The organism is Amedibacillus dolichus DSM 3991 (assembly GCF_000154285.1).
GTDB lineage: Bacteria > Bacillota_I > Bacilli_A > Erysipelotrichales > Erysipelotrichaceae > Amedibacillus > Amedibacillus dolichus.
Genome location: NZ_DS483475.1, coordinates 168,355 through 183,713 on the forward strand (window position 1 = coordinate 168,355; position 15,359 = coordinate 183,713).

Genomic DNA, 15,359 nt, shown 5'->3' on the forward strand with positions numbered 1-15,359 from the left:
ATATAAAAAAAAAGCGGTCATAACCGCTAATCTAAAGAAAGCTGTAATTGATCCATTTTCGCAACCGGACCATAGGAATGACGATAAAGACCGTCTATCACACCATAACGATGTAAGGCTTCCAAATGTACTTTCGTTGGGTATCCCTTATGCTTTGCAAATCCATATTGCGGATATTGAAGATCATAAGCCATCATAATATGATCTCTTGTTACTTTTGCCAAAATACTCGCTGCCGCAATACTAACACTCTTTTGATCCCCTTTCACTAAGGATATACAATCCTGCTTGCAGAAAGGAAGTGGCATCGCATCGGTCAAAACCCCATCGATCATTTGAAATTCATCGCATAGTCTTTGCATCGCATTTTGTGTCGCTCGATAAATATTTTCAGTATCAATTGTTTTGGTATCAACGATAAGAATATGATATTCACGTGCCTCTTTAATGATTTTACGAAACAGTAGCTCCCGTTTTTTCTCACTTAGCTTTTTAGAGTCATAAATTTCATCATCGTCATAGTCATCGGGAAAGCTTACCGCCGCTACCACCAACGGACCGGCAATCGGCCCACGTCCTGCCTCATCAATGCCGACAATCGCTTGTTTCCCCTCCTTATACCAAGCCTTTTCATATTCATTTGCTGTTTTCATCAGGTATCTCCCATGTAATACTGCCTAAACGATCATCACGGATTTCCCGCAAGAAGGTTTCAATGGTACGTTTCCAATCAACCTCTTGTCCGTTTTTTAGAAATCCCCGCTTCCACGCAATAGCTTCCAACATTGTATACGGATCCGACTTTAAAGGGATATCGTATCGCTTTGTTAATGCTTCCGAATGATTTTCTAAAAGCCAACGCATTGCCCACAGCGCAATTTCGTCAATCGGTAAAACCTCATCGCGAATAGCCCCAGTAACAGCAAGCAATAAGCCGACCTGTTCATCTTCGAACTTCGGCCACAATACGCCCGGCGTATCCAAAAGCTCCAAATCTTTATTTACTCTTGACCACTGAAGCGCCTTCGTTACTCCCGGACGATCGCCGGTTGTCGCAATTTTCTTTTTAGAAATACGATTGATAAATGTTGATTTTCCAACATTGGGAACACCGACAACCATAGCTCGCATCGCACGTGGACGAATTCCACGGCGAATCATTCGCTCAATTTTTGCTTTCATTAGCTGTTGAGATGCATCAACAACCATTTGCGTAACCGAATCCTTCAGGATATCAAGTGCCAATACCTTTGTCGTTTCATTTGACAAATGGGCAATCCATTGCTTTGTATAAGACGCTTGCGCTTTATCTCGTTTCGATAAAATAATCAAGCGCGGTTTTTGTTTACAAAGTTCATCTAACATCGGATTGCGGCTGGCATTGGGAATCCTAGCATCGCGTAATTCAATGACAAAATCAACCATTTTCAGTTTTTCCTGCATCTCACGCTTTGCTTTTGTCATATGCCCCGGAAACCATTGGATATTGATTTTTGAGCCATTTTGTTCTTCCATACGATCACTTCCTTTTTTATTCTTATACCTACACTACTTACCTACCCAACGGATATCTTCAAATGGGGAAACCACCAGCATTCCATTGGCAATAATTTGTTCTCTTTTAAAGGCGCCGACACTTTCAAAACGCGAATCCAAAGAATCCATACGATTATCACCTACCAACAAGTATTCATCATCGCCTAGCTTCTTAGCTTCCATATCCTCGGTAAAAAGCCGACTGTTTCCTGTTTTTTTTCGCTGTTCAACATAGTCCATATCTAAAAATGATTCTTCAACCTTTTTCCCATCAATGTATAAACAATCATTCTTATAGGCCACTGTTTCATTCGGTAGTGCAATAACACGCTTTACCCACAAGGAATCCGTTTCATAGTTTTTCGCCACAACAACATCAAAACGCTCGATTTCCTGTGTATATGATGCCAAAACATTGATAAACACCGATTGTCCATCATGTAAGGTAGGTTCCATTGATCCGCCCTTTACAACCTCTCGTCGCACAACAAATGTCAACAACAAGCAAGCTATTACAAAACAAATTAAAAATGTTCGCAAAAAGGACAAAGTCGAATACACTTTTCCTAATTCAAATGCTGTATCACGCTTTTTTTTCATTTCACAACCCTCATTCTGGAAAACGGAATTAAAACAAAAGCACCTCGTGCCTTGATATCCTCGCGTTCAACCGGACCAAAATCAATAGAATCTTTAGATATCCAACGATTATCACCCAATAACCAATATTCATCTTCGTCAAGCGTTACCGGACCGAAATCACGTGTAAAGGTGGTATTCGAGCTAAGCACATCGTTCGCAAATTCATTATCAAGATAAGGTTCAAACAATACCTCTCCGTTTACATATACCGTTTCATTTTCCGCATGCACGGTATCTCCCGGTAATCCGATTACCCTTTTTATAATGTTTCGATGCAGCGCCTCCTCATAGGCTACAACGATATCACCACGTTCAATATCGAGAAATTTACCCGCAAAGGCATTGGTTAAAACAAAGCGATCACGTTCATCATCTAATGTCGGATACATACTGGCACCATCTACACGAACCGGTCGAACTCCGTATCCGTAGACAAAAAAGACAAGCACAAAGCATAACAAAATAATCTTAAACAAAGACAAAACATTGCTCACAATAACCTTTCCTAAGGTTTCCTTAGAATCCTGCCGATGTTTTCTTCTTGCAGCTTCGTTCATGTCATACGTGCCTCCTTCCTATCCTATAATAAATAAAAAGACGGGTATTTCACCCGACTTTTCTTACTTACGAATTTCTTTGATACGTGAAGCTTTTCCAGAACGACCACGTAGGTAGAACAATTTATTTCTTCTAACCTTACCATGACGGATAACTTCAATCTTATCAATAATTGGAGAATGGATTGGGAATGTTCTTTCTACACCAATCTGGTTAGAAATCTTACGCACTGTAAATGCTTCAGAAATTCCTCCACCATGTTTTTCGATTACCAAACCTTCAAATACCTGAATACGTGATTTGTCGCCTTCCTTAATTTTTACGTGAACGCGTACAGTGCACCCTGGCTTGAAGAATGGTACATCTTTCTTCAACTGTGATTTCGTAACTTCATTAACCAACTGCATGTTCATAATTAGGCACTCCTTTCGTCATCTATAAACGTTGAGGCTCTTGAATCCTAAGTTCAGCGGAACCGCGTTGCCGTTAAGCTAATTTATAATAGCATAACCGAAGGATAATGTAAAGCTTTTTCTTATAAACAAAACAGATTTTATACTTCTTTCGAGTTTAAGAAAGCTCGGGTACTTTCCTTTTCTTATCATACCATTTTTTTGATATTTAGGAAATCCTAATCCACAGAAAATTCTTAATATTTCAATAAAATGACAAGTATTTACAGAAAATGAAAATCAGTTACATTTCTCCCTCGATTTCAGCCATAAGCTTTCGTTCCTCTTTGGTAAACGTACGTTTAGCTAGCAAGTCCGGACGCTTCAGTTTCGTCTTACGCAAGGATTCCTTTAAACGCCATTTACGGATATTTTCATGATGCCCACTCAACAACACATCAGGAACTCTTTGGCCATCAAATTCAACAGGACGCGTGTATTGCGGATACTCCAACAATCCATTTTCAAAAGAATCATCTAAGTGGCTATCCTCCTGAATAACTCCGTCAACCAAGCGTATCAAGGCATCACTTATTACCAATGCAGCCGCCTCTCCGCCTGTTAAAACAAAATCACCGAGCGAAAGCTCCATATCAACATAGCTGCGGATTCGCTCATCAAAACCTTCATAATGTCCACACAACAAAATGATGTGCTCATAGCTTCCAACCAATTCACGAGCAAGTCCTTGATGAAAAACCTTTCCCTGCGGTGTCATCATGACCACAAGAGAATCCTTTTCTCGAATCGCCTTTAAGCAATCTGCAACCGGCTGTACCGAAAGCAGCATTCCCGCTCCGCCCCCACATGGAGTATCATCTACATTATGATGCTTATCTAATGTATAATCACGGAAATTAACAAGCTCTAGTTCTACTCTTTGATGCTCTAAAGCACGCTTGATAATCGAAGTTGTCTGAAAACTATCAAAATATTCCGGAAATAACGTTACAATTGTGATTTTCACTACAATCCCTCCATCATAGTAACCTGCATAATCTTCTTTTCTTTATCGAACATCGTTACAAATGCTTTCACAAACGGAATGAGGAATTCGCGTTTTTCACCTCGAACACGCAAAACAAGATTCGCACCGGTTTCAATCAATTCAACCACTGTACCGATTTCATTCCCATCAATGTCCTGTACCCGAGCATTCATCATTTCATGGTAATATGCTTCATCTTCATTTAGTTCATGTAATTGCTCCTTGAAAATGTAAAGCGCATTTCCTTTCCAATGCTCCACTTGATTGATATCATCATAATCTTTAAATTTCACAATCAGCATACCCTTATGAAGCCGTGCATTCACAACACAAAGTTCTTTTGTATGCCCATCGACATCTATATACAGCACAGCGTTTTTAGCAAAGCGTTCTTCCCAAAAATCGCTCGTAATTTTTACTTTTACTTCTCCTCGCAAACCATGCGTGTTGGTTAAAATACCTATCTTGATTTTCTCCATATACCCTCCTTTTATTATTCGTATTATATCATACAAATCTACGGATATTACGCTTTCTTAAGCAACTTTAAAAAAAAGACAAGGCGCATTCATATTACGCATTGTCTATGCTTGTGCATCTGTATAGCTTGGTTAATACGCTTCAAATTTGATCATAACGCGTTTATCCTCTTTACGAGAGGCAACAGACATCATTTGGCGAATGCTTGTAGCCATCATTCCACGACGCCCAATCAAACGAGCTACGTCCTCACTATTTGCATATACATACAGCAATACCTCATTTTCTTCTAATGTAGGCATTAGTTTAACAGATACATTGGTCTTATCCTCGACCATCGGTGTTACTAAATCCAGCAACGCTTTTTCATAATCGATCATGTTCAATTACTTTGCGTTTTTTTCATCGTGTAGGCGTTTCATAACTCCCTGTTTAGACAATAGATTACGAACAGTATCGCTTGGCTGAGCACCGTTCTTCAACCATTTCATTGCCAATTCCTCATCAACGCTTACACTTGCAGGGTTAGTTGTTGGATTGTATGTTCCGATAGTTTCAATAAAACGACCATCTCTTGGGAAACGTGAATCTGCCGCTACGATACGGTAGAAAGGTTTTCCCTTAGATCCCATTCTTTTAAGTCTTAATTTTACAGCCATGTGTATTCCTCCTAATGTTTTTACTTGATAAGTATAGCATAAAGAAATCAGGTGTCAAGTATTTTTCCTTGACACCTTTGTTTTTTTAAAATCTTCGTCCACCCTTTTTCGATTGACGCATCATCTTATTCATATTACGCATTTGCTTCATAGCACCTAGCTTTGACATATTTCCCATTGCCGGCATACCGCCTTTGCTAAGATTTCCCATTTGCTTCATCATAGTTTTCATTTTATTATAGTCATTTAACAAGCGATTAACATCAGCAACCGTTGTTCCGCTTCCATTCGCAACACGATTTTTACGGGAAGCTCGCATAATATCAGGATTTTCACGCTCTTCCGGTGTCATACTTAAAATAATCGCTTCGTTCTTTTTCATCTTATCATCAGCCTTTGCCTCATCGATCTGTCCGGCAAACTGGTTCATACCCGGGATCATTTTCATTAAGTTTCCCAAAGAACCCATTTTTTTCATCTGTTGGAACTGCATAAGCATATCATTCAATGTAAACGTACCGCTCATCATTCGGTTTGCCGTTTTATTTGCAGCTTCGATATCCATCTTTTCCTGTGCTTGCTCTACCAATGACATGATATCTCCCATGCCAAGAATGCGATCAGCCATACGACTAGGGTGGAAAACATCTAAATCCTCGATTTTTTCACCAAGTCCGACAAATTTCACCGGAACACCGGTAATACTTCTTACCGACAACACACCACCGCCGCGAGAATCACCGTCAAGCTTCGTTACAACAAGTCCGCTAACCTGTAGCTGTTCATGAAAGCTGCTAGCAACATTCACAATATCTTGCCCCGTCATTGCATCAACCGTTAATAAAATATCATCTGGTTGAACAAAAGACTTTATATCCGCAAGCTCCTGCATTAGCGCATCATCAATATGCAAACGACCGGCAGTATCCAACAATACCGTATCATAGCCATGCTCCCGTGCATACTCCATCGCCGCTTTCGCTGTATCAAGTGCTTTTGTTTCAATTCCAAGTGAGAATACCTCAACACCAATACTTTTCCCCAAAGTCTTTAGCTGCTCAATAGCTGCCGGACGAACAACATCACATGCAACAAGCAAAGGCTTACGTGCCTGTTTTTTTTGCATTACATTAGCAATCTTCGCCGATGCAGTTGTTTTACCAGTTCCTTGCAAACCGACCATCATAATCGTTGTAATGCCATTTGCTTTATAATTGATTGGAGCATCTTCACTTCCAAGTAAATCTACAATCTCATCATGAACGATTTTCACAACCATTTGTCCGGGATTTAAAGACCCCAGTACTTCTTCGCCTAAAGCTTTTTCCTTAATGCGTGCAATAAAATCCTTTACAACACCATAATTTACATCTGCTTCCAAAAGAGACATACGTACCTCTCGAAGCATATCATTCATGTTTTTTTCAGTCAGCTTTCCTTTGCCGGTGATATTTTTAAACGCTTTTGTCAAGCGATCACTTAACGATTCAAATGCCATTATATTTTCCGCCTTTCTAAAAATCTCTATCGCAATTATAGCATAGCTGCATAGGTTTTGAAAACGGGTTATTTCCGTTTATAAATTTGAATAACAAATGCAATCTCACTATCAAGTACTTCTACCTGTCGCAAACGCTCACTTCCCTCTTTCGGTGATTTCCAATAATACGGAGTCATTTGAAAAAGGGCATGAATTGCTTTTTGTCCAACCACATGAATTTCATCGGTTAAGCAAATCTCTTTCCATAATTCAAAATCTTCACAATCTAATGTATCCTCAACATTTTCATATACCTCTTTATATAAAATTTCTTTTAACTGGTACAAGTGCCTTGCTCCCGGTCCCACCTTAATAAAATAACCGTCTTTATGAACAATGCGCTTTACCTCTGAAATCTCATAAGGAGCAAATACGGATAGTAAGACATCGGCAAAATCATTTACCAAAGGCAGATGTACAACATTAGCAACGGCATAATGCACCTTGGTTTTTGCACGACACGCATAATCAATTCCAACCTTAGATAAATCAAAACCATAGATTTCTGCATCTGGAATTTGCTTTGCCAAATAATTCGTATAGTATCCTTCTCCACAGCCTGCATCAACAACAGTCGAAGGCTGTAACTCAACAAGCAGTTGTGCAAGCTTATTTCTTAATATAGCATAATGATCAAGCGTCAAAAATTCTGTTCTTGAACGAATCATTTCTTTGTCATCACCGTGCTGCCGTGAAGAGCCGACAACAAAATTTACATACCCTCGTCTTGCAATATCAAAGGTATGACGATTTTCGCATTGGTAGCTGTTATTTCTTTGTAACAGCTTTTTGTTACATTTGGGACATCGATACATAATCAAAACTCACTTTCGTCAAGCATTATACCATAAAAAAAGATATCGCGAGGATATCTTTTCACACAAATATAAGAATTATTTGCGATTTCTTTGGTTGATTGAATTGTTGCGTTGTTCTTTAAAATCACCGGAAGCACGTTCACGATCAAATTCCTTTTGATGCTTACGTTTTTCCTGTTCAATTTCCGCACCTAATTCAATACCCATCTCGTATTGAAATAAATCCTGTTCAATCTGATTTCGGTTATGTTGATTCTTACGTTCCATTTTTATCACCTCACAAATATTTTGTGTTGGTGATAAAAAATTATACTAGAAAATATCTTCGATATCTTCTGCCATTTTTTGGTTTGGATAGACATCAACAAATTCGCATTTTTCAACACACTCATCAATCAATGCTTCAAAATCAAAGCGTGCCTCCAAGGCTTGTGAACGGCGCTTCGTTGGTTTTGTAACCGGATTTTTGGGAGTGAAAATCGTACAACAATCTTCAAAAGGCAAAATACTTGTTTCATAGGTTCCGATATGCTTTGCCAAATCTATAATTTCCAATTTATCCATACATGCCACCGGACGAATCACAGGAAGCTGCGTTACACAATTAATTGTTTGCATGCTTTCCAAAGTCTGACTTGCTACCTGACCGATGCTTTCACCATTTACAATAGCGAGTGCATTTTGCTTTTCGCAAATTTTTTCCGCAATACGATACATCATACGACGCATGATGGTAATCGCATAGCTTTCATCGCAATTTTTATAAATAGCTAACTGCAAATCAGTAAAGGGCACAATATGTACACGAATATGCCCTTGATATGGTGCAATCAAACGAGCTAGCTCCAGCACCTTATCCTGAGCGGCTTTGGAGGTATAAGGCGGTGAAGCATAATGAATGCACTCAATGGCAATACCGCGTTTCATTGTTAAATACCCCGCTACCGGTGAATCGATTCCACCGGATAGCATAACAAGTGCCTTTCCGCCTACCCCTACCGGATATCCTCCGGCACCATGAATTTTATTCGTCATGATATATGTATGTGTTTCATGTAATTCAATCTGTATGCGCAAATCCGGTGTTTTAACATTTACCTTTAAATCGGTATGACGTAAAATCTCAGTAGCTACCGTACGATTAATTTCATCAGAAATCATCGGGAACTGCTTAAAGCTTCTACGTGCTTCGATTTTAAATGTTTTTGCATCACTGAATTTTGCAACATGAAGTGCACATTCCTTAATGACCTCTATATCACTGTCTACACGTAAAGCAAAAGAAAAAGAAGAAATTCCAAACACCTTGGAGAGTGGCTTGGCGACCGCTTGTGGATCTTCGCCATGTAGCATGATATATAAACGATCATGTGTTCTTTCATAGCTCAGCTTTTCAAAGCTACGAAGTGCATTCTTTACATTGATCTGCAGCTTTTTAATAAAATCCTTCTTATTCTTTCCTTTTGTCGAAAGTTCTCCGAAACGGACAAGAATATGATCATAAACCAATTTATTTTGTTCGATAGACATGACAAACCTCCTTGAGTGCAGACGCAAAGCTATCAACCTCTGCATCTGTTGTTAAATGCGATAATGATATACGAATGGAATGTGTCGCTCGTTGCTCTCCCAATCCCATCGCCATGAGTACATGTGAAATTGCTTTACTTTTTGATGCACAAGTACTTTTCGCAGATACCGCAAATCCACGTTCATTTAAGGCATTGAGTAAAATCTCGCTGCCAACATACCTCGCAGAAACATTTAAAATATACGGGGAGCCCTGTATATCGCTGTTAATCAAAATATCGTTTTCTTCCTTCAATGACTTGCGTAATCGCTTATTCAGCCTAGATACATAGTCAAAATGCGCTTGTTGTTCCTCTAAGATTAAGCGCAGTGTCTTCGCGAACACAATATTCGTACATACATTGCTCGTTCCGCCACGCAAGTTAAATTCTTGCTGTCCTGCGCTAATTAAAGGTAATAATTCAATCATTTTTTTCTTGTATAAAATCGCACTGCCTTTCAAACCGTAAATTTTATGCGCTGAAAATGTTGCCATATCTATATAAGACAAATCAACCGGAATCTTACCTAACGCTTGCACAGCATCTACATGAAAAGCCGCTCGAGAATTCGCATGTACATAATCTGCGCACTCTTTAATAGGATTAATAGCACCAGTTTCATTATTCACCATCATAATACTTACTAAAATCGTATCCTTGCGCAGCGCTTTTTTTAAGGCTTTTACGTCAACACAGCCATTTTCAAGTACCGGTAAATAAGTAACCTCAAAACCGAAATGTTCCGCAAGCTGCTTACAAGCGCTATGAACACTAGAATGTTCAACACAAGTTGTAATCAAATGTTTTCCTCTATGCATATACTTCCAAGCATATCCTTTAATCGCATAGTTGTTTGACTCACTTGCGCAAGATGTAAATATAATTTCTTCTTCTAGAACATGGAAAAGCTGCGCAATATTTGCACGGCTTTGTTCCATAAGCTTTGCACTTTCGCGTCCTAAATCGTGAAGCGAATCGCTGTTGGCATAATACCTTTCCAACAGCTTTTCATAGGTATTCAACACCTCTTTACGAATAGGCGTAGTAGAAGCATAATCTAAATAAATCATATTACCCTTCCATATTCATAATGCTTGGATCTTTACGATTAACCAGTTTCTCATAAGCTCCCGGGTGCATCTTTTCAATACATTGGATACCAATTTTCAAAGCCTTAGTATATTGACCATCACGGAAGCAAAGCTCACATCTTGTAAGCTCGGAATCAATTTCCGGGCAGCTTGATCGATAGCGATTGCCAAACACGATCGTATTTTCGACCATGATTGCCATTCCCACCAAATTATTAACATTGTTATACAAGGTATAGATAAAATCAATTGCTTCCCGCAACTTTGCATTCAACTGAGTAACATCTAGCGGAGAATGTTCCAAGATATCGCGTACATCATGCATCATATCTTCCCCTTTGCATAAATCCTTCTCATATTGTGCAGAAACATTCGGCAATCGATGTTTTAGCATTTTTACCCGAATCTCGTTAATAATCAGCTGTAGCTTAATAAGCTGTTTTTTAGCACGTTCTTCATCACTGCAGGCATTGTTAAGCTTTTCCTTCATCAACTCAACTTCCTTCGAAAAGCCCGCATTGCTTTGTGCTAACTCTTTATACGCAATCAAAATAGTTGTATAAGGCACCTGCTTATCAAGAACGATTTTATCTAACCGCCTTTGCATATCATTCAAAACATCAAGCCGTGTTTGAGTATCCTGCAAGCGTTGTGTCCAGTTTTCAAAGCCAAAGCGCTCATACACTCTTGCATACAGCGATTTAATATCATCAAATTCACAATTCACTTCACGAATAGAATCAAATAAAGCTGTTAAGCCATCATTTACTTCGTCAAAGGCTTCCTCCTCTAAACGAATTTGCTCGGCAAGCTGTGCAATTCGAACCTCTAAATCATCTAAATCCTCTTTCACATTTTCCGGAGTGCCACTATGCAAACGATTCAAGTCGTTTTTTAACATATCACTGATTACATCTAGATTTTTAGAAACCTCCAAATGTTCCAGCAAAACACCCTTATTTTTAGCCCTTGCATAATTGTATCCTACCTCATCAATTGCTCTTGGCAGAATTCCTTTTGCTCGCTCATAAAGACTAGGCAATGCTTCAACAATCTCATTTAAACGCGTAATGCTCTCTTTGATTTCCTTTTGCTGATCTGCCGCTTTATTAAATTCCGAAGCAAACATCCATTCCTCAAATTTGGAAAACATTTTTTCAATTGCAATAATTTCCGTTTCTAAATATTCATAGCTTTGTGAGTATGCTGTGCGATTTTCATGAATCGTCTTTTTAACCTTACGGAAAGTTTCCTTTAAAGCATTGATATGAACACGCTGTTCATTTTCCTGTTCTAAAATATCATCTAAAACAGTATGAATTTTATTTACATCTGTCTCACATAAAGCTAAGTCATCAGACAGTTCGTTAAGTCTGCGCCGAGCCGCTTTAACCTTATGGCCGTAAATCAAATCATCACACTCAGCTAAATCAACACTGCAGGTTTTCAATTTTTCCTGCACTTCATCAAAGTCCGTCTTACACTCTTCAACAACCGTTGACATCGCTTCATTTACACGTGATAAAGCAACTGCTTTATTCAACTTAAAAGCCAATGGAATCCCCTTTAAGGTATTGTAGCGCTGTTCCAATTGTTCCAACTGCTTGATCGTTTGCTTTTTGCGCATTACCATCATCACAATACTTAAAATCAAAATAGCAACAAGTGCTATTCCCATATAAAGCAAAATCCGTGGCGTTATAATATTCTTCATGTTACTTACAAGCTTATCCATAGAGCACCTCTTCAATTCAAAATCGTTGTCTATATTGTATCATAAATATGCTGTTTTCGTAATTATATTTTGATAACTTTTCATCACTCGATACAGTTGATTTCAGGCATTTTTATTTGACATTCGAAATAATGTTTGTTATAGTAGAGTGGCAATAAAATGGATAGCGGATTGTAAAGCCTTATTTAGAAGCGTTTCCAACGTGTAATTACGTGGTGAAAAGTAACCCACTGCTAGGGTGAAATACCGTTAGTGGAAACACCTTATAGGGAGTTTACAGCTTCGTTATTGTTTTATAGCTATAAAACAATAAGGAGGACATAAGATGTCAAGAATTAATGGACCAGTTTGGAAAACCTCTCGTCGTTTAGGATTCTCAATTCTGGAAACTGGAGAAGAACTTCAGCGTCGTGCTTATGCACCTGGTCAGCACGGACCTACAAAACGTGTAAAGCTAACTCAGTACGGTTTACAGCTTCGTGAAAAACAGAAAATCCGTTTCATGTATGGATTAAATGAACGTCAGTTCTACAATCTGTTCACAAAAGCAAGTAAAATGAAAGGTGTTAAGGGTGATAACTTCCTTGCATTATTGGAATCTCGCTTGGATAACCTTGTGTATCGTATGGGATTTGCCCGCACTCGTCGTGCTGCTCGTCAGCTTGTAAACCACGGACATATTCTTGTAAATGGCAAGAAAGTTGATATCCCTAGCTATATTGCAAAACCGGGAGCAGTAATCGAAGTTAAAGAAAAATCTAAAAACCTTCAGGTAATCAATGAAGCCTTAGAAGCATCTCTAAATACAGTAGCATTTGTAGATGTAAACAAAGATGCTAAAAAAGGTACTTACCTTCGTTTACCAGAACGCAATGAGTTGAACTCTGAAATTAATGAATTATTGGTAGTAGAATTCTACAACCGTTAATAGTTGAAGAAAAAGCCTTATTTAAGGGCTTTTTTCTTTTTATACTTTTACATTTGTGAGAGTTTTGTGAGTGATAGGACCTTATTTTGTATGTTTTAAGCCCATTTTTAGCAAAAATAAACTCTCACAAATATTTTTTATATGAAATTATAAAGGCCTTTTCGCTTAAATTTAATACTCAAAAAATAAATTTACACCAAAATTACACCAAAAAAAGATCCTTAAGATATTTACTAATGCTTAAGGATCTCAATCATATTATCTAATTTCAAAGCCTTTGAATTTCAGTTGATGAACCTAGGTGTAATTAAGAGAATGAGATATGAATAATATCTATATTATTAAAACGTCAAAATAAAAAAACTATTCTCTGTCAAAAGAATAGCAAATTTGAAAAAACATGTCATATATCATACAACTTCTTTTGCATAAAATCAACAAATTATGTGATTTTACACAAAATTGTTGATTTTTTTAAGAAATTACATATAATATGAGTAGAAAGGATAATGCTATCCTTATTGGGCTCGTAACTGCGCGGGCGGAAAAGCTGTTGTTTAACAGCTTTTTTTATGGGAATCGTTTTATTCCATAATTTAAATGTTCTGGATACCCATAAATCTTCGACTTTATTATTTCAAATGCTTTATCCTCTTTATGATTTCTACAATATTTAAAAATCGGATACGCACACAAATCAGCGATCTCTAATCCAAAGTAACTTTTTTTACAATCACTTTGGCATCTTTTTGGATTAAAATATACTCCTATAATTTTTTTAAACTGTTTCTCACTAACATATCGAGTCCCATACTTAATCAAGCGCACTATAGTATCTAAAATAATTGCATCTTCTTTCCTGCCTCGAGATTCCAAAATTATTATTACTTTGTCTGTATCTTTTAATTGCCTTTCGACTAATCTTTCTAAGATAAATGTAACTGAAATATTATATGGTGATTGAGCATAGCTACCATATCTTTGTTCTAATCTCTCCTTATCAATAAAACTAGAAGTAATTGACATTGGTAGCGAACCCATTAAACTATTTAAATCTTCCATGAAATTTGTAGCACCTATAATATTTTTACTAAATGGACCTGTTTGTTTCCTTATTTCCCTAGAATGTAAACATACTTTTTGATACTTACCATTAAAATCATAACACCCATTGTCAGGCCAATATTTTTCTTTAAATGCATTAATACTGAACATTATATCAATAAAATTATTTTGTTCAAGTAAAACAGAAGTTAATCCAAAGTATTTTGAAAATTCATCAATTTTTTTCCCTTTCAATTTACATTTAGTTATATAACTCATATCAGCATCACCATTTTCATCAAAAAAGGCTACATGGGTCGCTCCTTCTATCCACTCTTCTATAACAGTGGGCCTATCTCTCCACATTATTATTCCCCCGAAGTTTATTTAAAAAAATATACATTGATATCTATACCTCCAATATTTTTTATAAATATAATTATAAAGTAATTTGTTTATTTTTGGTATTGTAAATATATTTTTTATTTACATGAAAAAAACTGTGAAATCTACACCAAAAAAAAGATCCCTACCCTCGCAATGAGAGTAGGGATAAATTTTTATTTAAATGTTCCGTAAGGTTTGGTATTATAGCCGTTCTTGTTAAGCTCGCCAACTGCCATCCAATGACGATTCTTAGTTTTGGAGCTAACCCAACTGATCCATACATATCCTTCACGTTTAACATAGCCATCATATTTAACTGTCATTCCATTCTCGTACCAATCTCCTGTCAGCTGTCCTTTCAAGCTTGGTGCAAGTCTGATATTGATTTTATCGACATTACAATAGAATGTTGCACTTTCTTTGATGAAGTCATTAGGAATTTTATTTAATACTGTTTCGGAAGAATTTGCGAACATTTTAGGTCTAAATGCTGTTGCAAACGTAGCACTATATGGGAATTTAACTTCATTAAAATTGCCATTAGCTCCTCCTTGGTTCTGCCCTAAGAATAAACCATAACCATTTCCTAAATCTTTCACGAAAATTGCGATATGGCTAAGCGGTGTCCAACCTTTTACTTCTTTGAACACAGCAATATCTCCCGGCTGCATAATTTCTACCTCTACAAAGTTTTTCAGCATGCCATTTGTTTTTCTGTTGTTCCAAATATCTTTAACATATCCGGAAGTGGTACAGTTTGCGTATGGATATCCAAGATACTGACAATATTTTGCATATCCGTCCCAACACTGATTTCCGTATGCTCCATCAATATTATACCCTTTTCCCAATACTTGATTTCTAAATTCGTTAAATGATTTTGTCACATTATTTTCCTCTCTTTCTTTTTCATCAAAAAAGGACGCCATT

The 15,359-nt window shown here is 37.4% G+C and carries 18 protein-coding genes; 1 reads left to right on the forward strand and 17 read right to left on the reverse strand.

Features of this window, described 5'->3' with window-relative positions; all coding sequences use genetic code 11:
• Positions 1-26: 26 nt before the first annotated feature.
• From EUBDOL_RS05680 to EUBDOL_RS05750, 15 genes are all read right to left on the reverse strand, one after another.
• Entirely contained in the window at positions 27-653 is a 627-nt protein-coding gene (locus tag EUBDOL_RS05680; RefSeq protein WP_004799488.1) for a ribonuclease HII, read from the reverse strand.
• Complete coding sequence (gene ylqF, locus EUBDOL_RS05685; protein ID WP_004799490.1) at positions 637-1,515, reverse strand: ribosome biogenesis GTPase YlqF; 879 nt, start codon at positions 1,513-1,515, stop codon at positions 637-639. Before ylqF ends, EUBDOL_RS05680 begins: the two co-directional genes overlap by 17 nt.
• A 33-nt stretch (positions 1,516-1,548) precedes the next feature.
• Positions 1,549-2,136: a signal peptidase I gene (lepB, locus tag EUBDOL_RS05690; RefSeq protein WP_004799492.1), complete on the reverse strand. Its 588-nt coding sequence runs from the start codon at positions 2,134-2,136 to the stop codon at positions 1,549-1,551.
• Entirely contained in the window at positions 2,133-2,735 is a 603-nt protein-coding gene (gene lepB / locus EUBDOL_RS05695) for a signal peptidase I (RefSeq protein ID WP_004799494.1), read from the reverse strand. The genes lepB (EUBDOL_RS05690) and lepB (EUBDOL_RS05695) overlap by 4 nt, the downstream gene beginning before the upstream one ends.
• Before the next feature lie 63 nt (positions 2,736-2,798).
• Entirely contained in the window at positions 2,799-3,149 is a 351-nt protein-coding gene (rplS, locus tag EUBDOL_RS05700) for a 50S ribosomal protein L19 (RefSeq protein ID WP_004799496.1), read from the reverse strand.
• A gap of 283 nt (positions 3,150-3,432) precedes the next feature.
• Positions 3,433-4,155, reverse strand: coding sequence for a tRNA (guanosine(37)-N1)-methyltransferase TrmD (gene trmD / locus EUBDOL_RS05705; RefSeq protein ID WP_004799498.1), 723 nt, complete (start codon positions 4,153-4,155; stop codon positions 3,433-3,435).
• Positions 4,155-4,655: a ribosome maturation factor RimM gene (gene rimM, locus EUBDOL_RS05710; protein ID WP_004799501.1), complete on the reverse strand. Its 501-nt coding sequence runs from the start codon at positions 4,653-4,655 to the stop codon at positions 4,155-4,157. Before rimM ends, trmD begins: the two co-directional genes overlap by 1 nt.
• Positions 4,656-4,787: 132 nt before the next feature.
• A complete protein-coding gene (locus tag EUBDOL_RS05715) occupies positions 4,788-5,036 on the reverse strand; it encodes a KH domain-containing protein (protein ID WP_004799503.1) in 249 nt (82 codons plus the stop codon).
• A gap of 6 nt (positions 5,037-5,042) precedes the next feature.
• The gene (gene rpsP, locus EUBDOL_RS05720) at positions 5,043-5,315 is read right to left on the reverse strand and encodes a 30S ribosomal protein S16 (protein WP_004799505.1); all 273 of its coding nucleotides are present in this window, start codon (positions 5,313-5,315) and stop codon (positions 5,043-5,045) included.
• An 85-nt stretch (positions 5,316-5,400) separates the two neighbouring features.
• The gene (gene ffh, locus EUBDOL_RS05725; protein ID WP_004799507.1) at positions 5,401-6,813 is read right to left on the reverse strand and encodes a signal recognition particle protein; all 1,413 of its coding nucleotides are present in this window, start codon (positions 6,811-6,813) and stop codon (positions 5,401-5,403) included.
• A gap of 68 nt (positions 6,814-6,881) precedes the next feature.
• Positions 6,882-7,670, reverse strand: coding sequence for a putative RNA methyltransferase (locus EUBDOL_RS05730; protein WP_004799509.1), 789 nt, complete (start codon positions 7,668-7,670; stop codon positions 6,882-6,884).
• Positions 7,671-7,748: 78 nt separating this feature from the next.
• Positions 7,749-7,940, reverse strand: coding sequence for a hypothetical protein (locus tag EUBDOL_RS05735; protein ID WP_004799510.1), 192 nt, complete (start codon positions 7,938-7,940; stop codon positions 7,749-7,751).
• 45 nt (positions 7,941-7,985) lie between these two features.
• Positions 7,986-9,203 carry a tRNA uracil 4-sulfurtransferase ThiI gene (gene thiI / locus EUBDOL_RS05740; RefSeq protein WP_004799511.1) on the reverse strand — a complete coding sequence of 406 codons (1,218 nt, stop codon included), beginning with the start codon at positions 9,201-9,203 and terminating at the stop codon, positions 7,986-7,988.
• Positions 9,184-10,314 (reverse strand): cysteine desulfurase family protein, encoded by a 1,131-nt coding sequence (locus tag EUBDOL_RS05745; protein ID WP_004799513.1) that lies wholly within the window; start codon positions 10,312-10,314, stop codon positions 9,184-9,186. Before EUBDOL_RS05745 ends, thiI begins: the two co-directional genes overlap by 20 nt.
• A 1-nt stretch (position 10,315) precedes the next feature.
• Positions 10,316-12,070, reverse strand: a complete 1,755-nt coding sequence (locus EUBDOL_RS05750; RefSeq protein WP_004799514.1) for a septation ring formation regulator EzrA — start codon at positions 12,068-12,070, stop codon at positions 10,316-10,318.
• Positions 12,071-12,395: 325 nt separating this feature from the next.
• Here EUBDOL_RS05750 and rpsD point away from each other — a divergent pair, with 325 nt between their 5' ends.
• Positions 12,396-12,998: a 30S ribosomal protein S4 gene (gene rpsD / locus EUBDOL_RS05755; protein ID WP_004799515.1), complete on the forward strand. Its 603-nt coding sequence runs from the start codon at positions 12,396-12,398 to the stop codon at positions 12,996-12,998.
• A gap of 570 nt (positions 12,999-13,568) precedes the next feature.
• Here rpsD and EUBDOL_RS05760 read toward each other — a convergent pair.
• Together EUBDOL_RS05760 and EUBDOL_RS10960 are read right to left on the reverse strand one after the other, a co-directional pair.
• Positions 13,569-14,408, reverse strand: a complete 840-nt coding sequence (locus EUBDOL_RS05760) for a DUF3800 domain-containing protein (protein WP_004799516.1) — start codon at positions 14,406-14,408, stop codon at positions 13,569-13,571.
• Between the two features lie 194 nt (positions 14,409-14,602).
• Positions 14,603-15,358 (reverse strand): SH3 domain-containing protein, encoded by a 756-nt coding sequence (locus EUBDOL_RS10960; protein ID WP_050750078.1) that lies wholly within the window; start codon positions 15,356-15,358, stop codon positions 14,603-14,605.
• Position 15,359 lies beyond the last annotated feature (1 nt).